The sequence below is a fragment of the Curtobacterium sp. MCLR17_055 genome, from assembly GCF_003234305.1.
GTDB classification, from domain to species: Bacteria; Actinomycetota; Actinomycetes; order Actinomycetales; family Microbacteriaceae; genus Curtobacterium; species Curtobacterium flaccumfaciens.
The window spans coordinates 42,924-69,628 of sequence record NZ_QKSX01000005.1 but is presented as its reverse complement, the minus strand read 5'-3'; the positions used below and the strand labels follow the sequence as shown (position 1 = coordinate 69,628).

At 72.5% G+C, this 26,705-nt stretch carries 22 protein-coding genes; 10 read left to right on the top strand and 12 right to left on the bottom strand.

Annotated elements, in window-relative coordinates:
• Window positions 1–42: 42 nt before the first annotated feature.
• The 4 genes from DEJ09_RS05885 to DEJ09_RS05870 form a co-directional block, all read right to left on the bottom strand.
• Window positions 43–1,017: a zinc-binding dehydrogenase gene (locus tag DEJ09_RS05885; protein ID WP_071406109.1), complete on the bottom strand. Its 975-nt coding sequence runs from the start codon at window positions 1,015–1,017 to the stop codon at window positions 43–45.
• A 27-nt stretch (window positions 1,018–1,044) separates the two neighbouring features.
• Window positions 1,045–1,467 (bottom strand): organic hydroperoxide resistance protein, encoded by a 423-nt coding sequence (locus DEJ09_RS05880; RefSeq protein ID WP_071406102.1) that lies wholly within the window; start codon window positions 1,465–1,467, stop codon window positions 1,045–1,047.
• Window positions 1,468–1,568: 101 nt separating this feature from the next.
• Window positions 1,569–2,039, bottom strand: coding sequence for a MarR family winged helix-turn-helix transcriptional regulator (locus DEJ09_RS05875; protein ID WP_181433276.1), 471 nt, complete (start codon window positions 2,037–2,039; stop codon window positions 1,569–1,571).
• Window positions 2,040–2,075: 36 nt separating this feature from the next.
• The gene (locus DEJ09_RS05870; protein WP_111087897.1) at window positions 2,076–3,638 is read right to left on the bottom strand and encodes a Mur ligase family protein; all 1,563 of its coding nucleotides are present in this window, start codon (window positions 3,636–3,638) and stop codon (window positions 2,076–2,078) included.
• A 124-nt stretch (window positions 3,639–3,762) separates the two neighbouring features.
• On the opposite strand from DEJ09_RS05870, the gene mvk reads away from it, so the two are divergent.
• Genes mvk through DEJ09_RS05845 form a run of 5 tightly spaced genes read left to right on the top strand, consistent with a single transcriptional unit; the run spans window position 3,763 to window position 9,049 of the window.
• A complete protein-coding gene (mvk, locus tag DEJ09_RS05865) occupies window positions 3,763–4,746 on the top strand; it encodes a mevalonate kinase (protein WP_111087896.1) in 984 nt (327 codons plus the stop codon).
• The gene (mvaD, locus tag DEJ09_RS05860) at window positions 4,740–5,753 is read left to right on the top strand and encodes a diphosphomevalonate decarboxylase (protein WP_111087895.1); all 1,014 of its coding nucleotides are present in this window, start codon (window positions 4,740–4,742) and stop codon (window positions 5,751–5,753) included. The genes mvk and mvaD overlap by 7 nt, the downstream gene beginning before the upstream one ends.
• A complete protein-coding gene (locus DEJ09_RS05855) occupies window positions 5,750–6,832 on the top strand; it encodes a phosphomevalonate kinase (protein WP_071406100.1) in 1,083 nt (360 codons plus the stop codon). The genes mvaD and DEJ09_RS05855 overlap by 4 nt, the downstream gene beginning before the upstream one ends.
• Window positions 6,825–7,889, top strand: coding sequence for a hydroxymethylglutaryl-CoA reductase (locus DEJ09_RS05850; RefSeq protein ID WP_027466013.1), 1,065 nt, complete (start codon window positions 6,825–6,827; stop codon window positions 7,887–7,889). Before DEJ09_RS05855 ends, DEJ09_RS05850 begins: the two co-directional genes overlap by 8 nt.
• The gene (locus tag DEJ09_RS05845; protein WP_111087894.1) at window positions 7,886–9,049 is read left to right on the top strand and encodes a hydroxymethylglutaryl-CoA synthase; all 1,164 of its coding nucleotides are present in this window, start codon (window positions 7,886–7,888) and stop codon (window positions 9,047–9,049) included. The genes DEJ09_RS05850 and DEJ09_RS05845 overlap by 4 nt, the downstream gene beginning before the upstream one ends.
• 172 nt (window positions 9,050–9,221) lie before the next feature.
• Here DEJ09_RS05845 and DEJ09_RS05840 read toward each other — a convergent pair whose 3' ends face one another.
• On the bottom strand, window positions 9,222–10,205 hold the full coding sequence (locus DEJ09_RS05840; protein WP_111087893.1) for an SRPBCC family protein: 984 nt from the start codon (window positions 10,203–10,205) through the stop codon (window positions 9,222–9,224).
• A complete protein-coding gene (locus DEJ09_RS05835) occupies window positions 10,205–10,588 on the bottom strand; it encodes a helix-turn-helix transcriptional regulator (RefSeq protein WP_111087892.1) in 384 nt (127 codons plus the stop codon). Before DEJ09_RS05835 ends, DEJ09_RS05840 begins: the two co-directional genes overlap by 1 nt.
• Before the next feature lie 79 nt (window positions 10,589–10,667).
• Between DEJ09_RS05835 and DEJ09_RS05830 the strand changes: the two genes are divergently transcribed.
• The 4 genes from DEJ09_RS05830 to DEJ09_RS05815 are packed head-to-tail and all read left to right on the top strand — an operon-like array spanning window position 10,668 to window position 13,624.
• Window positions 10,668–11,135 (top strand): hypothetical protein, encoded by a 468-nt coding sequence (locus DEJ09_RS05830; RefSeq protein WP_071406096.1) that lies wholly within the window; start codon window positions 10,668–10,670, stop codon window positions 11,133–11,135.
• Window positions 11,135–12,040 (top strand): hypothetical protein, encoded by a 906-nt coding sequence (locus DEJ09_RS05825; RefSeq protein ID WP_111087891.1) that lies wholly within the window; start codon window positions 11,135–11,137, stop codon window positions 12,038–12,040. Before DEJ09_RS05830 ends, DEJ09_RS05825 begins: the two co-directional genes overlap by 1 nt.
• A 4-nt stretch (window positions 12,041–12,044) precedes the next feature.
• Window positions 12,045–13,220, top strand: coding sequence for a S9 family peptidase (locus tag DEJ09_RS05820; protein ID WP_111087890.1), 1,176 nt, complete (start codon window positions 12,045–12,047; stop codon window positions 13,218–13,220).
• Window positions 13,221–13,228: 8 nt separating this feature from the next.
• Window positions 13,229–13,624, top strand: coding sequence for an ATP-dependent DNA ligase (locus tag DEJ09_RS05815; RefSeq protein ID WP_071247046.1), 396 nt, complete (start codon window positions 13,229–13,231; stop codon window positions 13,622–13,624).
• Between the two features lie 400 nt (window positions 13,625–14,024).
• Here DEJ09_RS05815 and DEJ09_RS05810 read toward each other — a convergent pair whose 3' ends face one another.
• The 3 genes from DEJ09_RS05810 to DEJ09_RS05800 all read right to left on the bottom strand — a co-directional run bounded on the left by DEJ09_RS05810 (window position 14,025) and on the right by DEJ09_RS05800 (window position 23,042).
• Window positions 14,025–15,815, bottom strand: a complete 1,791-nt coding sequence (locus DEJ09_RS05810) for a sulfite reductase subunit alpha (protein ID WP_111087889.1) — start codon at window positions 15,813–15,815, stop codon at window positions 14,025–14,027.
• The gene (locus tag DEJ09_RS05805; RefSeq protein WP_258373807.1) at window positions 15,812–21,430 is read right to left on the bottom strand and encodes a glutamate synthase-related protein; all 5,619 of its coding nucleotides are present in this window, start codon (window positions 21,428–21,430) and stop codon (window positions 15,812–15,814) included. The genes DEJ09_RS05810 and DEJ09_RS05805 overlap by 4 nt, the downstream gene beginning before the upstream one ends.
• A gap of 310 nt (window positions 21,431–21,740) precedes the next feature.
• Window positions 21,741–23,042, bottom strand: coding sequence for a glycosyltransferase (locus tag DEJ09_RS05800; RefSeq protein ID WP_111087887.1), 1,302 nt, complete (start codon window positions 23,040–23,042; stop codon window positions 21,741–21,743).
• Window positions 23,043–23,155: 113 nt separating this feature from the next.
• On the opposite strand from DEJ09_RS05800, the gene DEJ09_RS05795 reads away from it, so the two are divergent.
• On the top strand, window positions 23,156–23,974 hold the full coding sequence (locus DEJ09_RS05795; RefSeq protein ID WP_111087886.1) for a helix-turn-helix transcriptional regulator: 819 nt from the start codon (window positions 23,156–23,158) through the stop codon (window positions 23,972–23,974).
• A gap of 39 nt (window positions 23,975–24,013) precedes the next feature.
• On the opposite strand, the gene DEJ09_RS05790 is transcribed toward DEJ09_RS05795, so the two are convergent.
• From DEJ09_RS05790 to DEJ09_RS05780, 3 genes are all read right to left on the bottom strand, one after another.
• Window positions 24,014–24,520, bottom strand: coding sequence for a hypothetical protein (locus tag DEJ09_RS05790; protein WP_258373806.1), 507 nt, complete (start codon window positions 24,518–24,520; stop codon window positions 24,014–24,016).
• A gap of 224 nt (window positions 24,521–24,744) precedes the next feature.
• Window positions 24,745–25,014 (bottom strand): hypothetical protein, encoded by a 270-nt coding sequence (locus DEJ09_RS05785; protein WP_111087885.1) that lies wholly within the window; start codon window positions 25,012–25,014, stop codon window positions 24,745–24,747.
• A 100-nt stretch (window positions 25,015–25,114) separates the two neighbouring features.
• On the bottom strand, window positions 25,115–26,659 hold the full coding sequence (locus DEJ09_RS05780) for a cell wall metabolism sensor histidine kinase WalK (protein ID WP_220034913.1): 1,545 nt from the start codon (window positions 26,657–26,659) through the stop codon (window positions 25,115–25,117).
• Window positions 26,660–26,705 lie beyond the last annotated feature (46 nt).

The following is a 26,705-nucleotide window of genomic DNA, read 5'->3' as shown; positions in this document are numbered from 1 at the left end:
GTGCCAGCTGGCACCGGGCCTCCCGTCCGTTCTGTGGTCGCGTTACGGGCGCAGGAGCACCTTGCCGACGCGACCGGCGGTGTCACTGGCGCGCACGGCGTCGCGGACCTGCTCGAAGGCGAAGGTCTCGGCGACGGGAAGCGTCAGCGAGCCGTCGAGCACGCGGGTGATGAGCTCACCGAAGAGCTGCCCCTTCGTCTCGGCCGGCATCGTCTTGCTGACGACGGAGCCCCAGAAGCCCTTCACGGTGAGCTGGCCGAAGATGACCTTGCCCGACGGGATCTCGAGCGTCGGCGACGCCATCGCGCCGAAGACGACGAGGGTGGCGTTCTCGCCCAGCACGGAGGCGATGTCGCCGGCGGCCTTGCCACCGACCGACTCGACGCCCGCGATGATCGGGGCGCCACCGGTGATCGCGGCGACCTGGTCCTGCCAGTCGTCGGCGTCGGTGGCGACGATGCGCTCGATGCCCTGCTCGCGGAGTTCGTCGACACCGGCGGCGCGACGGACGAGTCCGATCACGTTGATGCCGCGGGCGGCGCCGAGCTGGGCGACCATGCGTCCGACCGCACCGTTGGCGGCGTTCTGGATGATCCAGTCGCCCTCGTGCAGGTCGAGCGAGTGCAGCAGGCTGATGGCGCTGAACGGCATCGAGACGAGCTGGGCGGCGGCCTCGTCGGTCATCGCGTCCGGCACCGGGACGAGCCCGGCGGCGTTGGCGGTGTAGTACTCGGCCCAGACGCCGAAGGCACCGCCGGCGACGCGCTGGCCGACCTGCAGGTTCGTGACGCCCTCGCCGAGGGCCTCGACGACGCCGAGTGCCTCGGTGCCCGAGGCGGCGGGGAGCTCCGGCTTGAAGCCGTAGGTGCCGCGGACGGTCCACAGGTCGTGGTTGTGGATGGGGGAGAGGACCGTGCGGACGAGGACCTCGCCGGCGCCGGGCGTCGGGACGGGGCGCTCCTGCACCTCGAGGACGTCGGCGGGCTCGGCGAACGTCTCGTGGACGACGGCGCGCATGGTGGTGGGGGTGGTGGTGCTCATGGGTCAGTCCTCCGAGACGACGATGGTGACGTCGATATTGCCGCGGGTCGCGTTCGAGTACGGGCAGACCTGGTGGGCCGCGTCGGCGAGGGCCTGCGCCTGGTCGTGCTCCAGGCCGGGGATGACGACCTCGAGCATGACGGCGAGCTGGTAGCCACCGTTGCCGTTCGGGCCGATCGACACACGACCGCCGACGGACGAGTCGGTGATCTTCACCTTCTGGCTGCGGGCGACGCCCTGCAGTGCGGAGTGGAAGCAGGCGGCGTAGCCGGCGGCGAAGAGCTGCTCGGGGTTCGCGCCGTTGCCGGAGCCACCCATCTCCTTGGGGATGGCGAGGTCGAACTCGACCGTGCCGTCGCTCGTGGCGACGTGGCCGTTGCGGCCTTCGCCGGTGGCCAGGGCCTCGGCGGTGTAGAGGGTTTCCATGGGGTTCCTTCCTTGTGGGGCGGATCGTGAAGTTCGGGGGTGTGCGGCGCGCTCTCGCGCTCAGCGACAGTTCACGCGCGCACGTGGGCGTGCGGTGTCGCTCAGCGCGAAACGGCGCCGGCGTCAGCGGCGTCGTGCTCGGGGTCGGCCGCCGCGTGCATCGTCTCGGTCAGCCGGTGCAGCGTCGCGATGAGCTCGGCGGCGGCACGTTCGTCGGCCAGGCCCATCCCGGCGGCGATGCGCGCGGGGATGCCGCTCAGCTCGGACCGCAGTTCGCGGCCTCGGTCACCGACCATCACGGTGACGACGCGCTCGTCGGTGCTGCGGCGCTCGCGGCGGACCAGGTCGCTCTGCTCCATGCGGCGGAGCAGTGGCGAGAGGGTGCCGGAGTCGAGCTGCAGGTGTTCCCCGAGGCTCGAGACGGTCTGGTCGCCCTCGACCCACAGGGTCACGAGCACCAGGTACTGCGGGTACGTCAGACCCCAGGGTTCGAGCATCGAGCGGTACGCCTGCGTGGTGGCGCGGGACGCCGCGTAGAGGGAGAAGCACACCATCTCGTCGGTCACGGGCATGCGTCCACACTGTCACGCAACCAAGTTGTGTGCAACCTATATCGACGGTTCGCAGGCGAGCTCACAGCGGGCGCCGGGCAGGTGCCCCGCCTCGGCGAGTGCGGCCTGGGCATCCCGGAACGACGAGTAGGGCACGTGCACCCCGCGGACGTCCCGGTAGTCGGTCAGGCCCGGGCCGGCCCAGTACACGACCCCGTCGTCACCGACCTCGGCGATCGCCCGGCGGATCGCCCGCGCCGGGTCCGGCTCCTCGGCGACCAGCGCCTCGTGCCCGCTCGCCCGCGCACCGTCGAGGATCGCCGCCCGGATCGGGGCCGGGTCCTCGAACCGCGGGTGGTGGTCGGCCACGATGACGACATCGGCCGCCTCGGCCGCCACCGCGCCCATCGCCGACCGCTTGCTCGGGTCCCGGTCGCCGTCCGCGCCGAGGACGATCCCGACCCGGCCCGGTGCGAACGCCCGCACCGCCTGCAGGCTCTTCGCGAACGCGTCCGGGGTGTGCGCGAAGTCCACGAAGACGCGAGGGCCGGTCGCCGCCGATGCGTCCGCCATCCGCCCGGGGACGACGACGTCGAGACGGCCCTCGGTCGCGTCGAGCAGTGCTGCGACGGGCACCCCGGCGGTCGCGAGCATCGCCACCGCCAGCCCCGCGTTCGCCGCCATGTGCACGCCGAGCAGCGGGAGGTCCAGGTCGAACGTCGTGCCGTCCGGTGCGGTCAGGGTCGACCGGGTGCCGTCGGGCCGCTGCTCCCGCACCAGGACGGTCCAGTCGGCCCTGGCCGCGGGTTCGGTCGAGATCGTCGTGACCGGGACCGTCGCCCGCTCGACGATCCGGCGACCGGCGGGGGAGTCGAGTGACACGACGCCGGCGCGCGACCGCGCCGGTGTGAACAGCAGGGCCTTGGCCGCCAGGTACTCGTCCATGTCCGCGTAGTCGTCGAGGTGGTCGTGCGACAGGTTGGTGAACCCCGCCACGTCGAACACGACGCCGTCGGTGCGGTGGCGGGACAGGCCCTGCGCACTCACCTCGAGCGCGGCGCCGTCGACCCCGCGTTCGGCGGCGCGTGCCAGGAACGCGTGCAGTTCGGGGGCCTCCGGTGTCGTCAGCGCGCTCGGCAGCGACTCGTCGTCGACACGGCGCTCCACCGTGCTGCTGATCGCCGACCGCCACCCGAGCCGGCGCATCAGGGCGTCGAGCAGGTGCACCGTCGAGGTCTTGCCGTTCGTGCCGGTCACCGCGAACAGCGGGAACGGCAGCGACTCCGTGCCGGCGAGGAGCCGTGCGACGGCGCCCAGGCGTGCACGGACCTCCGGCACCACGACGACCGGCAGCCCGCTCCGTCGCGCCGCGGCCTGCCCGTCGGGGTCCGTCAGCACCGCGGCGGCACCGGCGTCGCGCGCCACCTCGGCGTACTGCGCGCCGTGTGCGACGCGGCCGGGGAGCGCGGCGAACAGCATCCCCGGCCGGAGCTCGTCGGTGGCGAGCGCCAGGCCGGCCACCGGGACCGCGCCGGCACCGGGACCGTCGACACCGAGCGCTCGGGCGAGCACGTCGAGTCGGACCGGGCGCGGCCGGTCCGGTCGGAAGGCGTGCGGCATCGCGGCTCCTCGTCGTGGGCGGACCCCGATGGTGCGCCGCGCTCCCGGAACGGCGTCCCAGGTCCGCCCGCAGCGCACGACGAACACGCCGACGACCCGGACGGTTAGGCTGACGTGACCCAAGATGAGCAGCAGCGACCTCGACACCACCACGACCCCCGGCAACGGATCGGCGTCGTCCCACGGCAAGACGATCCTGATCGGTGAGCACGCCGTGGTCTACGGCGCACCCGCTCTCGTCCTGCCGGTGCTCGACGCACGGGTCGTGGCGACGGTCACCCCGGTCGCCGCCGACGCCGAGCAGCCCGGTCACAGCCTGCAGTCGACCGTGCACACCGGCCCCCTCGACCTCGCACCCGCGGCCGTGCTGCCGACCGTCACCGCCGTCACCGCGACCCTGCGCCACTTCGGGGTCACCGACCGCCACTTCCACGTCCGGGTCGACAGCGAGGTCCCGACCGCCCGCGGCATGGGCTCGAGTGCCGCGGTCGCCGCCGCCGTGACCGCGGCCGTCGCCGATGCCCTGGGCGAGACCCTCGACGTCGAGACCCACCACGAGCTCATCCAGGAGTGCGAACGCGTCGCCCACGGCCGACCGTCCGGCCTCGACGCCCGGGGCGTCGTCGCGTCCGCGCCGGTCTGGTTCGAGGGCGGGCACATCGAACCCGTCACGCTCGGCGCCCGGTTCACCTTCGTCGTCGCGGACACCGGCGTCCCCGGGCACACCCGCGAGGCCGTCTCGGCCGTCCGCGCCCGCCACGACCAGGACCCGGTCGGTGTCGGCGCCGTGATCGACCGGATCGGTGCGCTCGCCCGTCGGGCACGGGGGACACTCGAGGACGGCGATGCCCAGGCTCTGGGTGCCACCATGGACGCCGCGCACGACCTGCTCAGCACACTCGACGTGTCGAGTGACGACCTGGACCGGCTCGTCGACGCCGCACGTGCTGCGGACGCCCTCGGCGCGAAGCTCACCGGCGGCGGGCGGGGCGGGTGCGTCCTCGCGCTCGCCGCGGACGACGACCACGCGGACCGCATCGCGGCCGCACTCCGCGGCGCAGGGGCCGCAGCCACCTGGACCACCACGATCGGAGCCCGCGCTTGCTGACAGCCACCGCCGTCGCGCACCCCAACATCGCCCTCGTCAAGTACTGGGGGAAGGCGGACGCGCAGCTCGCGCTGCCCGCCACGGGCAGCGTCTCGATGGGGCTCGACGTGTTCCCGACGACGACCACCGTCACGGTGGACGGCGGGTCGGGTGACGGCCGGGAGGCCCGTGATGCGTTCACGCTGAACGGTCACGTCGTCGACGACGGTGCGCTGGTGCGCGTGCAGCAGTTCCTCGACCTGGTGCGCGAGCTCGCGGGGTCGTCCGAGCGGGCGTCGGTGGTGTCCGAGAACACCGTCCCGACCGGTGCCGGGCTGGCCTCGAGCGCGTCCGGCTTCGCCGCACTGGCGACCGCGGCCGCCGCGGCCTACGGCCTCGACCTGTCGCCGCGCGACCTGTCCCGTCTGGCACGTCGCGGTTCCGGCTCGGCCACGCGCTCGATCCCCGGCGGTGTCGCCGTCTGGCACGCCGGCGACGACCAGGGCTCCTTCGCCGAGCCGATCCCGGCCCCGCCGATGGCGATGGTCGTGGTCACGATCGACGCCGGCCCGAAGCCGATCGGGTCGCGCGAGGCCATGCGCCGCACCATCGCGACGTCGCCCTTCTACCCGGCCTGGGTGACCTCGACGACCGAGACCGTCGGCGACATGCTCACGGCCTGCGCGGCCGGCGACTTCACCCGCATCGGCGAGATCACCGAGAGCAACGCGCTCCGGATGCACGCGACGATCGAGGGCGCGTTCCCGCCGATCCGCTACCTCAACGCCCGCAGCGTCGCCGTGTTCGACGCCGTCGCCGAGCTGCGTGCCGGCGGCACCGAGGCCTACGCCACGGCCGACGCGGGCCCGAACGTCGTCGTGCTCACGAAGCCGCAGGACCGGGCGGCGGTCGCCGGGGCGCTCGCGTCGCTGGGGGACGTCATCGAGTCCGGCACCGGACCTGCCGCGCGGGTGCTCCGCTCCGAAGAGACCGGGAGCAATCCCGACCAGAAGGAGTCCGCGCAGTGATCGAGTTCCGTGCACACGGCAAGCTGTTCGTCGCCGGCGAGTACGCCGTCGTCGAGCCGGGCCAGCCGTCCGTCCTGATCGCCCTCGACCGCGCCATCACGGCGAAGGTGCGCGAGGGCCACGGCGCGGGCAGCGTGCACTCCGAGGAGTACGGACACCTGCCGCTCACGTGGACCCGTGCCGAGGACGGCCTGGCGCTCGACCGTGAGCACCACCCGTACGACTACGTGATGGCCACGATCGACCTGGTCGAGAAGCTCCGCGCCGAGCACGGCATCGCCCCGCGGTTCCACGACCTGCGCATCGAGAGCCAGCTCGACGACGCCAGCGGCCGGAAGTTCGGACTCGGGTCCTCGGCCGCGGTCACCGTCGCCACCGTCGGCGCCCTCGACCGCTTCTACGGCATCGGCCTGACGCAGCGCCAGCGCTTCCAGGTCGCGCTGCTCGCCACCATCCGGGTGAACCCGCGGGCCTCCGGCGGCGACCTCGCCGCGAGCACGTTCGGCGGCTGGCTGCGCTACAGCGCACCGGACCGCGAGCGCCTCGCCGCGATGCTCGGCGACCACGCCGTGTCCGCGATCCTGACGGACGCCGACGCCTGGGACGGCTTCGACGTCCAGCGGCTGCCCGCCCCCGAGAACCTGCAGCTGCTCGTCGGCTGGACCGGCTCGCCCGCGTCCACCACGAAGCTCGTCGACGTGGTGCGTCGGCACCGCAACGGCGGGTACCAGGCGTTCCTCGACGAGAGCCGCAGCGCCGTCGACGACCTGACCACGGGCCTCCAGACCGGCGACGCCGAGCGCACGCTCGGTGCCCTCCGACGCGCCCGTGGGCTGCTGCAGCGTCTCGGCGACTCGGTCGGGTCGAAGATCGAGACCGAGCGTCTCGCGACCCTGTGCGACGTCGTCGAGGCGGCGGGCGGGGCGGCGAAGCCGTCCGGTGCCGGCGGCGGCGACTGCGGCATCGCGCTCGTCCCGGCGGACACCGACCCCGCCGGCATCCACCGCGCCTGGGAGGCGCACGACATCAGACACCTCAGCGTCGCGGTGCGAGCACCAGAAGGAGCCCTCGATGAGTGACCTGCTCACACCGATCCCCACCAAGTGGGTCGGCCCGATCCGCGTCAGCGGCAACGCCGTGCAGGGGGAGCACGAGGTGCCCCTCGCCACCTACGAGTCGCCGCTCTGGCCGTCCGTCGGCCGCGGCGCACGCATCTCACGGATGGTCGAGGACGGCATCGTCGCGACCGTCGTCGACGAGCGCATGACCCGCTCCGTCGTGGTCCGTGCCGACAGCGCCGCCGCGGCCCACGTCGCCGCGGGCCAGATCCTCGCGCGCCAGGACGAGCTCGCCGCGATCGTGTCCGGGCAGAGCCGGTTCGCCAAGCTCATCGAGGTGCACCCGGAGATCGTCGGGGACCTGCTGTTCCTGCGCTTCGCGTTCACCACCGGCGACGCCTCCGGCCACAACATGGTCACGCAGGCGGCGGACAAGCTGCTGCCGGCGATCCTGGACTGGCAGCCGGGCCTGCGGTACGTCTCGGTCTCGGGCAACTTCTGCACCGACAAGAAGGCCACCGCGGTGAACGGCATCCGTGGCCGCGGCCGCAACACCATCGCCGAGATCGTGATCCCCGGCGAGGTCGTCGAGAAGCGCCTGCGGTCGAGCACCGCGCGCATCGTCGAGCTGAACATCGCGAAGAACCTGATCGGGTCGACGATCGCCGGGGCCATCCGCTCGGCGAACGCGCACTACGCGAACATGCTGCTCGGCTTCTACCTGGCCACCGGGCAGGACGCCGCCAACATCGTCGAGGGCTCGCAGGGCATCACGAGCGCCGAGGACCGCGACGGCGACCTGTACTTCGCGACCTCGCTGCCGCACCTGATCGTCGGCACGGTCGGCAACGGCAAGGGCGGGGACCTGCCCGTCGTCGAGGACGCCCTGGTGCGCCTCGGCTGCCGCGAGGACCGCGAGCCGGGCGGGAACGCCCGCCGCCTCGCCGCCCTGTGCGCCGCGACCGTCCTGTGCGGGGAGCTCTCGCTCCTCGCCGCACAGACCAACCCGGGCGAGCTGATGGCCGCCCACGTCGCCATGGAACGCCGCGGCGCGAAGCCCGCAGGGGGTGCGGCATGACCGGCGTCGGCATCCACGACATCGCGATCGCGACCGGGCACCACGTGCTCGAGCTCGACGACCTGGCCGAGCGGCTCGGCGTCGACCCGGCGAAGTACCACGTCGGCATCGGGCAGGACGCCTTCAGCGTGCCCGCGCCCGACGAGGACATCGTCACGATGGGCGCCGCCGCCGCGAAGGAGCTCATCGACCGGCACGGCGTCGAGGGCATCCGCACGGTGCTGTTCGCCACCGAGTCCGGCGTCGACCAGTCGAAGGCCGCCGGCGTGTACGTGCACGGCCTGCTCGGGCTGCCGAAGGCCGTCCGCGTGGTCGAGCTGAAGCAGGCCTGCTACGGCGGGATGGCCGCGGTGCAGCTCGCGCTCGGCATCGTCGCCCGCGCCCCGCACGAGCGGGTGCTCGTCATCGCCGCCGACGTCGCCCGGTACGACGTCGACACCCCGGCCGAGCCGACCCAGGGTGCCGGCGCCGCCGCGATCCTGGTGTCCGCCGACCCCGACCTGATCGAGATCGAGCCGGCGGCGGGCGTCTACACGGCGGACGTCGACGACTTCTGGCGGCCGAACGACCGCTCCACCGCGCTGGTCGACGGTCGGCTCTCGGTGAGCGCGTACGTCAACGCGTTCGTCGGTGCCTGGGACGACCTGGCGGAACAGGGCGGCCCGGCGTACGACGACATCGCCCGGTTCGTGCACCACCAGCCCTTCACCAAGATGGCGATCAAGGCGCACCGCAAGCTCACGCAGCACGTCGGCGCACCCTTCGACGAGGCCGACCTGGCGATCGGGTTCACCTACAACCGGCAGACCGGCAACACCTACACGGCGTCGCTCTGGATCGGGCTCGCAGCACTGCTCGACCTGGACGACGACCTGGCGGGGGAGCGGCTCGGCCTGTTCAGCTACGGCTCCGGCAGCGTCGGTGAGCTCATCACCGGCGTCGTCCGGCCCGACTACCGCGAGCACCGCCGTGCGGGTCGCGTGCGGTCGCTGCTCGAGGCACGGGTCCCGCTGACGGTCGACGCGTACCGCGCGCTGCACGCCGCGGGTGCCGCCACCAGCGAGGACGTCGAGCGTCCGCGCGTCACGACCGCGCCGTTCCGCTTCGCGGGCGTGCGCGGCGGCGCGCGGCACTACGAAGCGTCGGCGCAGCCGGAGTAGCCGGCCTGCGCCCACCAGCCCCTCGCGAAAGCGACAGATCCCCGCGGAACATCCGCGGGGATCTGTCGCTCTCGGGGACCGGACCCGGATCGTGCGCCGGGATCTGTCGCTTGCTCGGGACGGACGGGAGGCCCGTGGCGGCGCTGCCACGGGCCTCCCGTCCGTCTGCCGGTCACGCTGCGGACAGGACCTCGCGCTCCAGCCGCTGGTAGCTGGCCTCCATGCCCTCCGTCATGCCGGTCGCGAGGATCATGTCCCGCTGCTCCCGGTCCGGGTAGGTGACGAGCAGCGTCATGAGCGTGACGCCGTCGGCCTCGTCGAACTGCAGGTCGTTCGTGTTCGGCGGGAAGGGCGCCCCGGTCATGCGTTCGGTCGACACCATCCGGCGTTCGGGTTCGACGACGAGGTTCTCGCCCTCGAACCCGAAGGGTTCGCCCTTGGTGTCACCCGTCGGCGCCCAGGCCTGCCGGAACGCGCCGCCCGGGGTCAGGTCGTTCTCGTACACCGTCATCTCCCACCCGTCGGGGCCGAGCAGCCACCGGCGCACCAGGTCGGGCTCGGTGTGCGCGCGCCAGAGCAGGTGCCGTGGCGCCGCGAACGCCCGGGTGATCCGGACGTGGATGTCGTCGAGGACCTCGGTCTCGGTGCCCGCACCGAGGGCCCACTCGCGCAGGTCGGCGAGCACCCGGTCGAGCTGGCCGAACGCCTGCTGGTAGCCCTCGAGCATGCCCATCTCGAGCATCGCGTCGAGGTCGGCGGTCGAGGCGAACGAGGACACCACGGTGACCCGCGAGCCGTCGTCCGCCGGCCCGAACGACAACACGGTCTCGCTGGTGGGGAGTGACTCGTCGACCGTGCCCTCCGGGTCGGTGAACAGGTCGCGGAAGACGATGCGACGGTGCTCGTCGACCTCGGTGACCTGCCAGACGGCGTGGAACCGCTCGCCCTGCGGGGACGTCATCCGGTAGTCGGCCCGGCCGCCGGGACGCAGGTCGAACGTCGTGAAGGTCGCGGGGAACCCGGGCGGTCCCCAGAACCGCTCGAGCTGGCGCGGGTCGGCGAAGGCGGCCCAGAGGCGTTCGACGGGGACGGGGAACTCGGCGACGAGGGTCATCGAGAGGGTGTCGGGATCGGTGTGGACGGACGTGGTGGGCATCATCGCTCCTGGTGTCGTCGGGTGTCGTCTGGTGCTGAGTGTCCGGACGCGTCGCCGTCGAGCACGTCGCCGAGGCGGTCCATCCGGGTGCGCCAGAGGCGGCCGTAGGCGTCGAGGAGGGCACGGACCCGGTCGAGCTGCTCCGGCTCGGCGCGCACGATGCGGGTGCGGCCGCGGGCCTCCTTGCTCACGAGTCCGGCTCCTTCGAGGACGGCGACGTGCTTCTGGACGGCGGCGAACGACATCGAGTAGGCGTCCGCGAGCTCGCTCACGGACGACGACCCGACGAGCGTGCGCCGGACGATGTCACGACGGGTCGCGTCGGCCAGTGCGTGGAACACCCGGTCGACCTCGGCGTCGGACAGTTCGATTCGTACAACCATTTGGTTGTAGGTTACGTCCGGCCGGTCTCGTCCACAAGGGGGACCTGCCGGTAGTCTTGCCGCGGAGATCGGAGGGGCGATGGCGGAGCAGCTGGGTGCGTCCGGTGCCGTCCGTGCCCTCGTCGCCACCCTGCCCCGTGCGCCACAGCTGTCCGACGTGGTGACCGGCGTCGGTCGGATGGTCGGCAAGCCCACACGCGTCGTCGACGTCGACGGGCCGAGCTGGGGTCCGCTCACCGCGCTCGTGTCGCAGTTCGAGCACGAGAACCTGGTGCTCGTGCCGGCCGACGCACCGCCGCTCTACCGCATGCACTGCGTGCTGCACGAGCTCGGGCACCTGGTGCACGGCGATGTCGGCACACCGACCGCGTCGTCCGTCGCCGAGTTCGCCGCCGGGGGCCACGTCTGCCGTCGCGCACTCGACGCCGACTCCGGGCTCGTGAGCATCTCCGACGACGACGAGCACTTCGCCGAACGGTTCGCCTACGAGCTCGCGACGGTCCTGCTCGCCGGGGCCACGGGCGCGGACGAGCGGGCCTACGGCTGATGGCCGTCCTGCACGCCGCGGCCTTCTGGTTCGCGGCGCTGATCTTCCTCGCCCGCACGCCGTACGTGCTGCGGAACCCCCGTGGTCGGGCGGCCTGGGGCGCCACCGGCGTCGGGGCGCTGGGGCTCCTGACCCTCGGCAGCGTCGTGCCGCAGCCGGTGCTCGACGGTGCCCTGGGCGGCTCGAACCTCATCAACCTGGTGCAGAACGTCTGCGCGACCGTCGCGTTCTGGCTGATGCTGCGCGCGAGCACCGACGACCTGCCGGAACGCCCGGTGCTCGCCAGGCCGGTGGCGCTGCTCGTCGTGGTCGTGGCCTTCACGGTGCCGTTCCTGCTGGTCGAGGAGCGCGGCGGGACCGACTTCCACTTCATCGTGCGCGAGATCGAGCAGACCCCGATGTGGCTCTACGGGACGGTGTACATGGTGGGCGTGGGGATGATCGCCGCGACGACCCTGCGCCGTGGCGTGCTGCAGAACCCGGTGGCACTCGTGGTGTTCCGCGTCGGGCTCGCCCTGGTCGTCGTGGCAAGCGTCGACGAGGTCGCCTCGCTCACCGCCGACCACTTCGGACTCTTCCCGGCCGGGGTGCGGGACGGCCTGCGGCTGGCCTTCGACCCGCCGTTCTACCTCGGCATCGTGCTCATCGTCGTGGCGATGGCCTCGCTGACGTTCCGGCGGTGGGGCCGTGACCTGCGACACCGCGGGCACCACCGGCGCCTGCGCCGCATCGCCCGTCGGCACGCCGTGCGGGCAGTCGAGCGGCCGGGGGACCCGCAGGCCCGGACCTACGACCTGGTGATCGCGATCCGCGACGCCGAGGTGCAGGGCTGGACCCTCGACGACGCCGAACTCGCGCAGGTGCGGTCGGCGGAACGGACCCTGACCCGGAGCCTCGGAGGATGACGGCGTGACGATCGTGTGGTGGGTGCTCGGAGCGCTCGTGGTGCTGGCGGCGGTGTGCCTGGTCGGCCTGGTGGTCCTGGTCGTCCTGCGGAAGGTCGTCGGCAGGATCGTGCTGCCCGGTGGCGACCGGTGGACGCCCGTGCTCGAGTCCGACGCGGACTCCGTCCGGCTGCCGATCACCGACGACACCGTGCGGCCGGGGGAGTACGGGCTGTGGCACGACGGCCCGGGGCACACCACCGTCGGGCCGGTGCTCGAGGTCGACGAAGCCGCCGGGTTCGTGCGCCGGGCCGTGGTCCGGACGACCGGCGCGGTGTCGTCGCGGGTGCGGTGGAGCGGGCACGTGCACCCGGACCCGGCGGCGATGGAGGTCGACTGGTCCGAGGTGTCGCTGCCGACGCCGGTGGGGCCGGCGCCCGCGTGGGTGGTGCGGCCGGGGCCCGGCGGCGCTGGGCGCCCCGACCCCGCGGCCGCCCGCACCTGGGCCGTCCACGTCCACGGGATCCGGACGACCCGGGTCACCGCGCTCCGGACCGTCCCCGCGGCGCTCGAACTCGGCTGGACCTCGATCGTCCCGTCGTTCCGCGGCGACGGCGAGGCGCCGTGGGAGGGCCGGGCCTCACACCTCGGAGCCCGCGAGTGGGCGGACGTCGAAGTGGCGCTCGACCACGCCGTCGCGAACGGCGCCGAACGGCTCGTCATCGTGGGGTGGTCGATGGGCGCGACGATCACGCACGAGCTCCTCGCCCGCTCGGCGCACCGCGACCGCCTGGCCGGGATCGTGCTCGTCGCCCCGGCACTGGACTGGGCCGTCACCGTCCGGTCCCAGGCTCGCCGGGCGGGGCTGCCGGGCTTGGTGGTGACTGCTGCCCTCGGGGCGATGGCGACGCCGGTCCTCTGCCGGACGGTGGGGCTGCGGTCGCCGGTCGACGTGCGCGCGCTGTCCTGGTTGCGCGCACCCCGGCCGCTGCCACCGACTCTGCTCATCCACTCCACCGGCGACACCACGGTGCCGTTCTCGGCCAGTCAGGAGTTCGCCGATGCCCACCCCGGCACGGTGACCCTGGCGGTCAGCGAGCCGGCCGAGCACGCCTGGGAGCGCAACGTCGACGCGGTCTGGTTCGACCGCACCATCACGAACTGGGCGTCCGGCCTCGCGCACACCGGAGCGCAGGAGTAGAAGGAGCCATGGGGCAGCTCATCTACGACGGCCGACCGCTCGACCTGCGGATCGACGACCGCGCGCTCACGCACCTGCAGATCGTCATCGTCAACATGCTCCGGCGTGACCACCGCTTCGCGTTCTCGTGGAAGGACGACGTCGTCCACGGCAACGGTCGCAGCACGATCTGGCTGCACCCCAACGTGAGCCTGCACTTCAAGTTCACCGGCAGCCGGGTGCCGTCGATCAACCGCAGCTGGCTCGAGGACCTCTACGCCTCGGCCACCTCGGGGTCGGGGCTCGTGCTGACGCCGGAGCCGGCGGACACCAGCACGGCGGCCGACTCGGCGTGGTCGCGGGCGGTGGCACCCGGCGACGCGGACGACGCCTCGGGGACACCGAGCGGGAGCACCGCGCGCTGAGCCCGGCGCGGTAGCACAGCGGGCTGATCCGGGTCAACGGGTTCCGCCCGAACTCCACACCTCGTACGGTTTCCGTACCGCGGTTCGCTGTCGTCCCCCCGCACCAGCCTGCTAGGGCGCCGGTGCTGGCAGTGTCCGCGGCAGGAGGGGAACCCGAACAGCCCGTGACGCACAGCGAGTCCGGTGCCGACCAACCACCGGTGACCGAGACGAGCGAGGGACGTGAGTCCCGGATCAGGGGACTCCCTGCTCGGGTCACCGACGCCACGCGTCGGTGATGCGTGCGTCACGCTGCAGGGCCCGCCGGTCCGCCCCCATCGACCGGCGCTCCTCCGGGACCGCCCCGGCCATCGGATTCGGGTTCCGTGGCCGGGGCGGACTCATCAGATCTGCACGCGGCTCAGTAGACGTCGCGCACGTACCGCTTCGTGCGACGCATGTCGGCCAGGTACGCCTGCGCGTCGTCCTCGCCGCGCGCGCGTCCGGTCCGGATGACCTGGAGCAGCGCGGCCTCGACGTCCTTCGCCATGCGTGAGGCGTCCCCGCACACGTACACGTGGCCGCCGTCCTCGAGCCAGGCGAACAGCTCCGCCGATCGCTCGAGCATCCGCGTCTGCACGTAGACCTTCTCGGCCTGGTCGCGCGAGAACGCCAGGTCGAGGCGGTCGAGCACGCCCTGTTCCTGCAGCTCGGTGAGCTCGTCCTGGTACACGAAGTCGGTGTCCCGGTGCTGGTCGCCGAAGAACAGCCAGTTGCGCCCCGTCGCCCCGGACACCGCGCGCTCGTGCAGGAACCCGCGGAACGGCGCGACTCCGGTGCCCGGTCCGATCATGATCATCGGGGCCGACTCGTCCGCCGGTACCCCGAACGACGCGTTCGGCTGCAGGTAGACGTCGACGGTGCCGTCCGGGTCGACCCGGTCGGCCAGGAACGTCGACGCGACTCCCGCGTACATCCGGTGCGGGTCGCCGTAGCGCACCGACGCGATGGTCAGGTGGATGCGGTCCGGGTGCGCCAGCGGGCTCGAGGAGATCGAGTACTGCCGCGCCTGCAGCGGCCGCAGGTTCGGCAGCAGCTCGTCGAGTCCCGGGGCGGCCGGTCCGGCGTCGCGGAGCAGGTCGAGGACGTCGCGTCCCCAGAGCCAGCGGTCCAGCTCGTGCTTGTCGCCGTGCGCCACGACGGCCGCGAGCTCGCTCGACGGAGCGCGCTGCACCAGGTCGGCGATGAGGTCCTTCGAGGGCGTCCGGATCTCACGGTCGGTCCGCAGGACCTCGGTGATCGGCCGGCCGTCGAACGACTCGCCGCCGTTCGCGCCGACCTGCTCGAGCAGGTCCGCCACGAAGACCTCGTCGTTCACGGGAACGACCGCCAGGGCGTCGCCGGCCGCGTACTCGATGCCCGAGTCGCCGAGGTCGAACTCGTAGTGCCGGATCTCCTTCGCGCTGCGCGGCGAGGAGAGCAGCCGGTTCTCGACCAGGCGTGACGGGTACGGGTTGCGCTTGTTCCACTGCGACCCCGGCCGGGAGGCACGGCTCGCGCCCGCCCCGCCGGTCGCGGCGGCACCGTCGCCGGCACCACCGCCCGTGGTCGCGCCGGGTGCAGCCGTCGCGCCGGCCTCGGCGGCGAGGCGGTCGAGGACCGCCGCGGTCCACAGCGCGGCCGGGTCCTCGAAGTCGACGTCGCAGTCGACGCGGTCGTGGATCCGGGTCGCGCCGAGCTGCTCGAACCGGGTGTCGAGGAGCTTGCCGGCCTGGCAGAACTCGTCGTAGCTCGTGTCGCCGAGGCCCAGGACGGCGTACTGCAGCCCCTCGAGCCGTGGCACCGTGCTCGCCTGGATCGCGTCCCAGAACAGCCCGGCGTTGTCGGGCATCTCGCCCTCGCCGTAGGTCGAGGTGACGACGAGCACGTGCGACATCTCGGCGAGCTGCTCGGGGGTGACGGCGTCGAGCGCACTGGCACGACCGCCGAGTCCGCGGGCCTTCGCGCCGGCGACGAGCTCGTCGGCCAGGAACTCGGCGTTGCCGGTCTGGGTGCCGAAGAGCACGTCGATCGTCGTCGTGGGCGCGCTGGCCGCGACCTTCTTGCCGGCGGCGGCGATGCCCGCGATGAACCCGGCGAGCCAGGACTCCTGGGCGGCCGAGAACGGTGCGTCGACGGGGATCAGCGAACCGGTCGGGGGGAGCAGGCTCACGCGGTCACCGCCTCGGTCGGCGCCTGCGGTGCACGGCGGGCGATGTCCTCGAGCGCCGCGGTGGCGAGCAGCTCGTCGAAGCGGGCCTCGCGGACGCGGCCGTCGTTCTTGGCGTTCTGGTGCATGATCCACCCCGTGGTGACCGGCGCGTCCATGCTGCGGTTGTTCCGCTGCGTGAGCGCGCGCTTGTAGTCGTCGAGCCGCTTGATCGCGATGAGCGTGGCGAGCTGGTCGTCGGCGAACCGGTCGAGCGTGCCGCGCAGGTACTTCACGACGCGCTGCTTGACGGAGAAGTCCTCGGTGAGCACGAGGTTCTTGACGGCCTCGCCGACCCGCGGGTCGGCGCTGCCGAGCGCACCCGGGACGCGCTCGAGGGCGACGTCCTGGGCGACCCCGAGCACCGTGTACGACGACAGCAGCGAGAACATGTCCTCGCCCTGGTCGCCGAGTGCCGGGGCACGGCCGTCGAGCACCGTGCGCTGGTCGCGGTAGTCGAGCTTGAACGCGCGGAGCTTGTCGGTGGCGATCGAGGTCGCGAGCTCGTCGAGGAGCTCGGGCCGGGTCGCCGCCGCGAGGATCTCGCCGGCGTCCTGCGTGAGCAGCAGGGCACGCGGCATGCCGACGTACACGTGCGCGCGGGCGGTGTCCCACTCGGCGAGCAGCCGCTCGGCCAGGGCCGAACCCGTCGCCTCGAGGTGCCACTCGAGCAGCAGGCGGGCGGCGGCCTCGTGGAACGCACCGCGCTCGGTGTCGGTGATCGGGAACACCAGCAGCGAGTCCGTGCTGGCACGCTCGGCGACCTGGCCGGAGGGGTCGTACTGGTACAGGAACCCGCCGGACATGCCGTTGCCGAGGCCCTTGCCGAACGCGCCGAGGTTGAACACGGCGCCGCCGGTCATGTACTCGCAGCCGAAGTCGCCCACGCCCTCGACGACGGCGGTCGCGCCGGAGTTGCGGACGGCGAACCGGTCGCCGGCCTCGCCCTCGACGAAGGTGCGGCCGCCGGTGGCCCCGAACAGCGCGAAGTTGCCGACCAGCACGTTGCCGCCCTGTTCGGCGCTGCCGCCACCGGGGGCGCGGACGATGATCCGTCCGCCGCTCTGGCTCTTGCCGACGCCGTCGTTCGCGGTGCCGGTGTGCTCGAGCACGACACCGTCGTTGTTGAAGACGCCGTAGGACTGCCCGGCCGAGCCTTGCGTGCGGATCGTGACCGCGCCGTCCACCAGCCGGCGGCGTCCGCGGTCGTCCGTCGTCACGGCGGGCAGGCCCTGCACGTCCTCGGCGCGGAGCTCGTGGTTGAGCAGACGCTCGAGGTCGATGCCGAGCTGGCCGCCGACCGACTTGTCGGCGTTGCCGAGCAGCACGCCGTGCACGAGCACGTGCTCCTGCGCGTGGTCGACGAGGGCGGTGCGGACGCGCTCGAGCAGGGCGTCGTCGGTGTGGAAGTCCTTCTCCAGGTACTCCGGGTCCGCCACGACCTTCTCGGGCACCTGGGCGAGCAGGGCGCGGGCGTCGAGCCGGCCCACGCTCGCCGGGTGGTCCAGGAGCTGCAGCAGGTCGGTCCGGCCGCGGGCCTCGCGCAGGGAGCGCAGGCCGAGCCGGGCCAGGATCTGCCGCACGTCGTGGGCGATGTTGAGCAGGTACTGCGCGAGCGCGCGGGGGTCGCCCTCGAACGCCTCGGCGTTCGTGGTCAGGCCCGCCGGGCACTTCACGTTGCAGTTCTTCGCCATCACGCAGCCGAGCATCATGAGCGCGGTCGTGCCGAACTCGAAGCTGTCGCCGCCGAGCAGGGCGCTCGTGACGACGTCGCTGCCGGTCTGGTGCGCACCCGAGCAGCGGAGCGTGACCTTCTGGCGCAGGCCGTTCGCGACCAGGGCCTGGTGCACCTCGGCGACGCCGATCTCCGCGGAGCGGCCGGCGTACTTCAGGCTGGTGACGGCCGCGGCGCCGGTGCCGCCGGTGTTGCCCGCGACGTTGATCACGTCGGCACCGGCCTTCGCGACGCCGACCGCGATGGTGCCGATGCCCTCGGACGAGACGAGCTTCACGATCACCCGGACGCGGGCGGCCTTGCAGTCGTGGATGAGCTGCGCGAGGTCCTCGATCGAGTACGTGTCGTGGTGCGGCGGCGGCGAGATCAGCTCGACGCCGGGCGTGCCACCACGGGCCGCGGCGATGTCCACCGTGACCTTGGGGGCGGGCAGCTGGCCACCCTCGCCGGGCTTCGCCCCCTGGCCGATCTTGATCTCGAGCTCCTCGAGCATGGGGTCGGCGAGGTAGCCGGCCCAGATGCCGAACCGGCCCGAGGCGAACTGCTTGATGCGGGAGCCGCGGATGGTGCCGTAGCGGGAGTGGTGCTCGCCGCCCTCACCGCTGTTCGACATGCCGCCGACCATGTTCGTGCCGTGTGCGACGGCCTCGTGGGCGGTGGCGACGAGCGCGCCGTGGCTCATCGCACCGGACGCCAGGGTCCGGGTGATCTCGTGGGCCGGCTGCACCTCGTCGAGCTCGACGCTCGCCGGGGCGCTCTGCAGCAGCGCGAGCAGGGCGACGGCCGCACCGGTGGCGCGGAGCGTCACCCCGGTGTCGTCGACGGCGTCGACGTCGATCTGTCCGGGGTGGAGCAGCGCGAGGCCGTCCGCCAGGGCCGCGTGGCGCAGTGCACCCGTGGTCCCCGTCGACGTGAGCTCCAGGCGGAACCGCTCAGTGCCTCCCGGCAGGTCCTGGTCGTCCGACGGACGCGAGCCGGAGAGCCCGCGCACGGTGACGCTGGCGTTGCCGCTCGTCGAGAAGCGGCCGAGCTCGCGGGCGAAGTCCTCGGCCGTGTCGATGCCGGTGACGTCGGCGGGCAGCGCGAGCACGTCGCGGAGCGCGGCGGGGCGGCGGGATCGCTCGTCGTGGGTCGTCTGCAGGAACGTGACGTAGCCCGGCGTGATGCGGTGCGCGTCGATCTCGGCGTCGCTCAGCCGGTCGTACCCGGTGTTCCGGTACGCGGCGTCGGTGATGCCGAACGAGTCGTCGAGCTGGCCGAGCGTGAGCAGGCGCAGCGCGTCGGAGTCGCCGGAGCGTTCGAAGGCCGGGCGCTCCTCGGTCATGCCGCCGAACCCGCGGACGCTCGCGACGCCGAAGGAGTGGCCGGCACCGTCGGAGCGTTCCTTGAACAGCCCGAGCAGCGGGACCTGGCCCTCGGACGCCACCGAGCGGGCACGCTCGTGCCAGTCCGTCGCCGCCTGTGCGATGCGCGCGAAGCCGACGCCGCCGACCGGTGCCTGCATGTGCGGGAAGATCCGCGCGAGCACGTCATCGCCGGTGTCGAGGTAGTTCGGCTCGAAGAACTCGCCACCGATGTAGCTCTCGGCGGTGCACAGGCCGACGCGGCCCATGGTCTTCGCCAGGGCCTTCTCGGCGGCCTTGCGGAACTGCTTGAGCGCCAGGTCGGTCGCGGTCAGCTCACCGGCGGGTGCGGGTGCGGCGGGGTACTTCTCCTCCGCACGCAGTCGCGCGCTCAAGCTGTACACAGCGGCGGCACCGAAGCCCAGCGCGGTCGCGACGTGGTGTGACGATGGCAGCTGACCGCTCTCCGCGACGACGGACACCCGCAGGCGCAGACCGGTCTCGATGAGCCGCTGGTTGACGGCGGCAACGGCCAGGATCACGGGGAGGGGCGCATGGGTCGACGACACCTCGCGGTCGGTCACGACCGCGATCCCGCCACCGCGCGCCGCGAACGCCTCGATCGCGTCGCACAGGGCGTCCAGCGCGCCGCGCATCGCGTCGGCGTTGGCCTGCTCGTCGGCGGGCACCGGCACGTAGAGCATGTCGAAGCGCTCGAGCGGCACGATGTCCTGCTCGCGCAGGCGCACCATGTCGAGGTGCCCCAGGATCGGGGACTGCACGACGAGCTGACGGCCCGTGGTGCCCGTGCCGTCCGGCTTCGCGCCGAGTGCCACGCGCATCGACATCCCGTCGGCCTCGCGGATCGAGTCGAGCGGCGGGTTCGTCACCTGGGCGAAGCGCTGCGAGAAGTACTTCGCCATGCCGCCCTCGGTGTCGCTCAGGGCGTTGATCGCGTTGCCGTAGCCCATCGCCGAGATGCGCTCCGACCCGTTCTGCAGCATCGGGTCGAGCATGAACCGGAAACTCTCCTGGTTCAGCGAGTACGCCACGTACCGGCCCGCGAGCGACAGGTCGCCGTCGTAGCCCAGGGTGGATGTCGTGCGCTCGTAGTCCGGAGCGGGCACGTCGTCCAGGTTCACGCGGGCGGCGTCGAGCAGGGAGCCGTAGTCACGGCGGGCCGCGAGCATGTGCAGCACCTCGCCCGTGCGCATGCGGGTGCCGGTGCGGTGGTCGACGACGAGCATGCCGCCGGCCTCGATGCGGCCGCGGTGCACGACCTCGTCGGCGTCGAACTCGACCTGGCCGGCCTCGGACGACACCATCAGGTACTCGGCCGTCTCGACGGTGCGCAGCGGGCGCAGGCCCAGGCGGTCCAGGCGGGCGCCGACGACGTCGCCGTCGCTGAAGATCACGGCGGCGGGACCGTCGTTCTTCTCCTCGTACAGCGAGAAGTACTCGAGCATGTCCCGGACGTCCGCAGTCAGGGTGCGGTCGTTCTCCCACGCCGGCGGCATGAGCGAGACCACGGCCTCGACGATCTCGAGCCCGTCGTCGAACACGCGGCTCTGCAGTGTCTGGTCGAGTCGGCTCGAGTCCGACTGCCCGGGCGGACGCACGATGCTCCGGGTGCGGGCCCGCGCGAGCGCCTCGTCCGACAGCCGGTTCTTGCGGTCGGTGTTCAGCTCACCGTTGTGCGCCATCAGGCGGAACGGCTGCGCCATCGTCGGGTGCGGCTCGGTGTTCGTGGAGAACCGGGTGTGGAAGTACAGCGTCCGCACCGAGTGCCGGGGGTCGCGCAGGTCGGTGAAGTACCCGATCACCTCGCCGGAGTTCAGCCGGCCCTTCAGGATCTGGGTCCGGGCGCTGAGCGACAGCGGGTACAGGGCGGCGTGCTCGGCGCGCTCGGCGGCTGCCTGGGCGTAGGAGACCGCCTCGATGGCGAGCAGGGCGCGGTTCGCGGCGGCGTCGACCTCGGTGCGGTCCCAGTCGGACGGAGCACGGAAGACCCACTGCACGATCGGCAGCTGGTACTGCTCGGCCTCGGGGCGCGCGACGGAGTGGTCCACCGGGACGTCACGGACCAGCAGCAGCTCGAAGCCCTCGGCCGTGATGGCGTCCGTGACGGTCTGCTCGGCGCGGGCGCGCTCGTCGGTGCCGTCCGCTCCGTCGCTGCTCGGCACGAAGCAGTTCGCGACGCCGAAGTGCCCGGCGCGCAGCTCCTCGCCGGTGATGGCGCTGAAGAACTCCACCGACAGGTCGATGCTGACGCCTGCGCCGTCACCGACACCCTCGGCGGACTTGCCGCCGCGGTGCGGGATGGAGCACAGCGCTTCGTCGCCCTTGCGGATGACGTCGTGGCTCGGCGTCCCGTCGAGACGGGTCATGAAACCGACGCCGCAATCGCTCGATTCGCGGGCAGGGTCGTAGAGACCGAAAGAGGTGGGGTTCACGTGCGGGTCCAGTGGGGCGTTGCCGGCAGCGGACGGCGCGGGCTGCATCGATGGAGCGCTCGCCGCGGGCAGACCGATGGTGGCAGTCGGGCCCTGTGGGGTGGTGGTGCGGTAGGGCGATGCTACGGCTTGGTATACCGACCGTGCAACACGGGTGGCGTGGGGTGTGTCGGTGTCGCACAGTGCGGGTCTGTTCGGCTGGTGCGAGGTTGGTCACCCAGTGCGAGGTTGCACGCTCGGTGCGAGTTCGTAGCGCTGCACGGAGCGTGCAACCTCGCACGGGATGGCCGACGCCACACGGTGCGGCGTGCCGCGGGCGCCGTGCAACCCCGCACCGGGTGTGTGACCCGGCACAGTGTCAGGCTGCTCGCTCGCCGGTGCGCTCGCCGGTGCGCTCGGGGGTCGCGATCGGTTCGGTGACCGCCGTGCTGGCGTCGGACGCCGGGGTGGTGCCGGGGCGGATGAGCTCCGGGCGTCGGCGGCCTCGGAACACCCACGCCTTGAACAACACGAACCGCACGCCGGTCGCAACCAGGTTGGCTGCCGTCAGCACCGCGATCTCCGCACCGTGCGAGGCTCCCGGCACCGACGCGTGCAGCACCACGAGCGACCCCGACGTGATGGCCCAGGCGATGCCGAACACGACCAGGCCCTGCACGTGGTGACGACCCGCTCCCGCACGGCCCCGCACCCCGAACGTGAACCGCCGGTTCAGTGCGGTGTTGCCGATCGCCGTGACCAGCAGCGCGAGGAAGTCCGCGGTCTGGGCGCCGATCGCCGGCCGGAACAGGGCGTACAGGGCAGCGAACGCCAGGGTCGAGAGCACCCCGATCGCCCCGAACCGCAGGACCTGCCCCAGGAACCCCACGCTCGGTGGGGTGAACGGCTGCCGACCGATCGCCGCGTAGACCGTGCTGATCGGCACCCGCCCGGTGGCGATGTTCCTCGACACCCGCCACATGCCCTTCAGGTCCTCGGTCGCGGTCGACGCGATGTGCACCGAGGAGTTGACGTCGTCGATCCAGTCGACGGGGACCTCGTGGATGCGGAGTCCCGCGTGCTCGGCCAGCACGAGCAGCTCGGTGTCGAAGAACCAGGCATCGTCCTCGCACAACGGCAGCAGGTGGTCGGCGGCGGCCTTCGTGACCGCCTTGAACCCGCACTGCGCGTCCGAGAACGACACCCCCATCGTCGTGCGGAGCAGCAGGTTGTACGAGCGTGAGATGAACTCTCGCTTGCTGCCGCGCACCACGCGCGACGAAGCGGCCAGCCGGGTGCCGATCGCCAGGTCCGAGTGCCCCGACAGCAGGGGTGCCACGAGGGGTTCGAGCGCGGCGAGGTCGGTGGACAGGTCCTCGTCCACGTAGACGAGCACGGCCGCCGGCGATGCCGCCCAGACCTCCTTGAGCGCGCGGCCCCGGCCCTTCTCGCGCAGGTGCACCGCATGCACGCCGGGGAGCATCGCAGCGAGGTCGTCGGCGATCCGGGCGGTGTCGTCGCTCGAGGCGTTGTCCGCGATCGTGATGCGCCACGAGTGGTGCAACGTCCGGCAGAAGGCGTGGAGCCGTCGCACGTGGGCGGCGAGCGTGTCCTGCTCGTCGTAGCAGGGAACGACGATGTCGATGTCGAGGGGCTGGTTCGTCTCCGTCATGGCGCTCATGCTCGGCAGCGGGGCTACGGGGCCCGAGGCAGGGCGCTGTGGCCCGGGTAAGAACGAACACCACGTGAACGCAGCGGACACGACACCTGTTGTCCGGATACGTTCGACGCACGATGACGACCGAGCGCGACGACGCACGACGGACGGCCGTGCTGCTCCCCGGGGAGCGGCTGGGGCTGGCGCTCGACGAGCGGTGCCCGGAGTTCACGGAGCTGCTGCTCGCGCCACCGTTGCACGGCATCCGACCCGACGGGCACGACTGGCTCCGGCGTCGGTACGAGCAGATCGTCCCGCTCGTGCTCCCCGCGGCGCTGCGCGCGGTCGAGCGCGGGGAGCCACTCGACCCCGAGTGCCTGGTCCGACTCCGCCAGGTCGCAGCCGCCAGTGCCGGCGACCCGCAGGTCGACGTCTCGGTCGTGCTCCGCGGCGCCCTGCCCGCGATCCGTGTCTTCGCCCTCGTCATGCACACGGCCACCCGCGAGCACGCGACGACGATCGACCACGCCGGCCGGACGATGCTCGCGATGAGCCGGGCATCGCTCGTGGCACACGAACTCGGCTCGTGCTGGGCGGAAGCCTGGGCGCAGCACCGGGGAGGGGCGTCGGCGGACGCGACGACAGCGCTCGGCACCGACGACATCGACCTGGTGGCATCGGCGCCCGGATTGGACGAGACCGAGGAGCGGATGCTGGCGCTCGCCGCCCGTGGGCTGTCGAACGACGCCATCGCCAAGGAGACCGCCTACAGCCGGCAGGCCGTCGCCTGGCACCTCGGCCGGTTGATGAAGTCCTGGAACGCGCCGAACCGGACGGCGCTGGTGTCGGTCGCCTTCGTCCGGGGCTGGATCCGGTCTCGGCGGGACTTCATGCTGGCTGCACGCAACCGGCCGTCGGCGATCGAAGCGGCGCGGTCGGACGGCGACGCCCCCTGAGACCGAGGTCCCAGGGGGCGTCGCCGACGAACGGAGGAGTCAGCCGCCGTTGACGTGGATCACGTTGTCGATGCGCTCGATGTTGCCGAACACACCCCAGTTCAGCCAGCCGCCGTCACCGTTGTTGGTGACCTTGCCGGGGCCCTTGAACCAGTAGATGACGTAGTTGCCACCCTTGATGTCGATCGACTGGGCGTCCGCGACGTCGCCCTCGACGGTGATGTCCTGGTTCTTGTTGACCACCGCGACGGTGAGGCGGTCGGGGTTGCCGGCGTTCCAGTAGCCGACGTCGAGCGCCGCCTGCACGGCACCGCCGCGGTCGCTCTGGTCGTTGACCGCGTCCTTGATCGCGTTGACGATCGCGACCGGGTCGAGGTTGACGTTGACGCTGCCGCCGACGGACGACGAGGAGCTGGGCGGCGCGGGCTCGGCGGCCTGCGCGGGGGCTGCGACGAACGCCCCCGCGATGACGGCGCCACCGAGGGCGGTGCCGGCGAGGAGCTTCACGGACTTGCGCTTGAACGAGTTCATGATCGTGTTTCCCATCTCTGCAGTGGTGACCCGTTCGGGTCGTCTTGCTCGGACAGGACCCAGCCTGCGTGCGCTCCGACGCGGATGCACGCGACGGGGCTCGACGTTGGTCGATCGTCTGACGATCCGGACGACGCTCGGGTTTCGTGCTCAGAGACACCTCACGCCGTCGTCTGTGCGTGAGGTGTCGCTGAGCGCGTGAGAACGCGTCCGAGCGGCCCACACAGCCGCGCTCTCGGTCAGTGGGGCAGCAGGATCTGCACGATCGCGACGACCACGAGCGCCGCGATCGGGACGCCCGCGATCCAGGCACCCGCCCGCATCTGTGTCCGGCGGATCGTGGGCGGTGCGTGCGAGGAGCGCGCGAACTCGGTCGCGGCCACGAGCTCCGGCGCCGCGGCCGGCGGAGCGGGTTCGGGCTGGGGGCGGTCGTCCTCGAACGCCGGGACCTCGACCACCAGGTCGGCGGGTTCCGGGCGGCCCGGGAGCTTGTCGTACGCGTTCGTCACGGGGCCTCCTCGTCCGGCGTTCTCCGACCAGTATGCGACCCGGACGGCACTCGGTGAGCAGGAGATGTCGAGTGCGGTCGCGGCACCCGACGTCTTCTGCTCACGAAGCGCCCGAGGCCGGCAGGTCCACGGTGAACGCGGTCCGGCCGGGCTCGGACGCGACCCGCACGCTGCCGCCGTGCGCCATGACGACGGCCCGCACGATCGCGAGCCCGAGGCCGCTCGTGCCGTGCTCCCGTGAGCGCGAGGCCTCACCCCGGGTGAACCGGTCGAACAGCGTCGGCAGGGACTCGGCGGGGATCGGCGGCCCGTCGTTCGCCACGACGAAGCGGACGACGGCACCGTCCGACGCAGACGCAGACGCAGACCCCGACCCGGGCACCGACTGCAACGACACCACGACGGCAGTCCCCGGCGGCGTGTGCGTCCGGGCGTTGGTCAACAGGTTCGTGACTACCCGTCGGAGCTGCACCTCGTCACCGGCCACGAGCACCGGCTGGTCGTCCACGATCTGCAGCGTCCACCGGTGGTCCGGCGCCGTCGCGCGGGCGTCCATGGTGGCCTCGACCACCAGCGACGTCAGGTCGACCGGCTCGCGGACGATCTGCGACGCCGGCGCCCCCGACACCAGGGCCGAGGCGTCGAGCCGTGCGAGCAGCAGCAGCTCGTCGACGAGGTCGCCCATCCGGACGGCCTCGCGTCCGATCCGTTCGACGTTGCGGTGCACGGCGTCCAGTTCGGAGGTCCGCTCCGACAGCTCGGCGTACGCCCGGACGGTGGCGATCGGGGTCCGCAGCTCGTGCGAGGCATCGGCGACGAACGTCCGCATGCCGGCCTCGGCGTCACGACGGACGGTGAGCGCCCGGGCGACGTGACCGAGCAGCCGGTTCAGCGCACCGCCGACCTGCTCGACCTCGCGGTTGGCGCGCAGGTCGGCGTCGGAGACGCGCACGGGGATGTCCGGGTCGCCGCGTTCCAGGTCGAGTGCGGTCACGCCGGACGCCACCGCGGCGACGCGTTCGAGTGGACGGAGCGATCGACGGACGAGCACGGTGAGGGCCCACGCGGCGACGGCGAGTCCGAGCACCGTGACGACCCCGATGACGAGCAGCAGTCGAGCGATCGCGGCGTCGAGGTCGCCGAGGGGGAGCGCGGTGACGAACACGTCGCCGTCGTCGCTGACCGCCTGCACCCGGTAGTCGCCGAGTGCGCCGAGTTCGACCGTCACGGGGCCACGGCCGGTCTGGACCGCTGCGAGCGTCCGCTGCTGCGCCGCGGTCAGGCGGCGCTGGTCACCGTCCCCGTCGGTGTAGCCGCCGAGCACCACGTCGCCGTCGCGGACGATGGCGATGACCGTGCCCGCAGACTGCCCCGGCGCACCGATGAAGGCGTTGTCGGGATCCGGCAGATCATCCGAGTCCGACGACGACGACGAGGACGACGACGACGACGACGAGGACGACGACGACGACCCCGGCGGCGGCCCGGACGCCCCCGGCGGCGGTTCGGCCCCGTCCCGTCCGCCGACGGTCCGCATCGCCGCCGTCGACAGCTCCGCGTCGAGCCGGTCGACCAGGTACCCCCGGAACGCGACGACGGTCACCGCCCCCACGACGACGTTCGTCGCGACGAGCAGCAGGGCCACGGCCGCCACGATCCGCCAGCGCAACGACGGCACACGCCCGGTGCGC

What these genes read in the sequence shown, in the direction of transcription:
- mvk (WP_111087896.1), top strand. Translation starts at nt 3,763, where the DNA reads ATGAGCAGCAGCGACCTCGACACCACCACGACCCCCGGCAACGGATCG.
- DEJ09_RS05815 (WP_071247046.1), top strand. Translation starts at nt 13,229, where the DNA reads ATGGGGCAGCTCATCTACGACGGCCGACCGCTCGACCTGCGGATCGAC.
- DEJ09_RS05795 (WP_111087886.1), top strand. Translation starts at nt 23,156, where the DNA reads ATGACGACCGAGCGCGACGACGCACGACGGACGGCCGTGCTGCTCCCC.
- DEJ09_RS05870 (WP_111087897.1), bottom strand. Translation starts at nt 3,638, where the DNA reads ATGCCGCACGCCTTCCGACCGGACCGGCCGCGCCCGGTCCGACTCGAC.
- DEJ09_RS05800 (WP_111087887.1), bottom strand. Translation starts at nt 23,042, where the DNA reads ATGAGCGCCATGACGGAGACGAACCAGCCCCTCGACATCGACATCGTC.
- DEJ09_RS05845 (WP_111087894.1), top strand. Translation starts at nt 7,886, where the DNA reads ATGACCGGCGTCGGCATCCACGACATCGCGATCGCGACCGGGCACCAC.
- DEJ09_RS05825 (WP_111087891.1), top strand. Translation starts at nt 11,135, where the DNA reads ATGGCCGTCCTGCACGCCGCGGCCTTCTGGTTCGCGGCGCTGATCTTC.
- DEJ09_RS05790 (WP_258373806.1), bottom strand. Translation starts at nt 24,520, where the DNA reads ATGGGAAACACGATCATGAACTCGTTCAAGCGCAAGTCCGTGAAGCTC.
- DEJ09_RS05830 (WP_071406096.1), top strand. Translation starts at nt 10,668, where the DNA reads ATGGCGGAGCAGCTGGGTGCGTCCGGTGCCGTCCGTGCCCTCGTCGCC.
- DEJ09_RS05805 (WP_258373807.1), bottom strand. Translation starts at nt 21,430, where the DNA reads ATGCAGCCCGCGCCGTCCGCTGCCGGCAACGCCCCACTGGACCCGCAC.
- DEJ09_RS05850 (WP_027466013.1), top strand. Translation starts at nt 6,825, where the DNA reads ATGAGTGACCTGCTCACACCGATCCCCACCAAGTGGGTCGGCCCGATC.
- DEJ09_RS05880 (WP_071406102.1), bottom strand. Translation starts at nt 1,467, where the DNA reads ATGGAAACCCTCTACACCGCCGAGGCCCTGGCCACCGGCGAAGGCCGC.
- DEJ09_RS05885 (WP_071406109.1), bottom strand. Translation starts at nt 1,017, where the DNA reads ATGCGCGCCGTCGTCCACGAGACGTTCGCCGAGCCCGCCGACGTCCTC.
- DEJ09_RS05835 (WP_111087892.1), bottom strand. Translation starts at nt 10,588, where the DNA reads ATGGTTGTACGAATCGAACTGTCCGACGCCGAGGTCGACCGGGTGTTC.
- DEJ09_RS05875 (WP_181433276.1), bottom strand. Translation starts at nt 2,039, where the DNA reads ATGCCCGTGACCGACGAGATGGTGTGCTTCTCCCTCTACGCGGCGTCC.
- DEJ09_RS05840 (WP_111087893.1), bottom strand. Translation starts at nt 10,205, where the DNA reads ATGCCCACCACGTCCGTCCACACCGATCCCGACACCCTCTCGATGACC.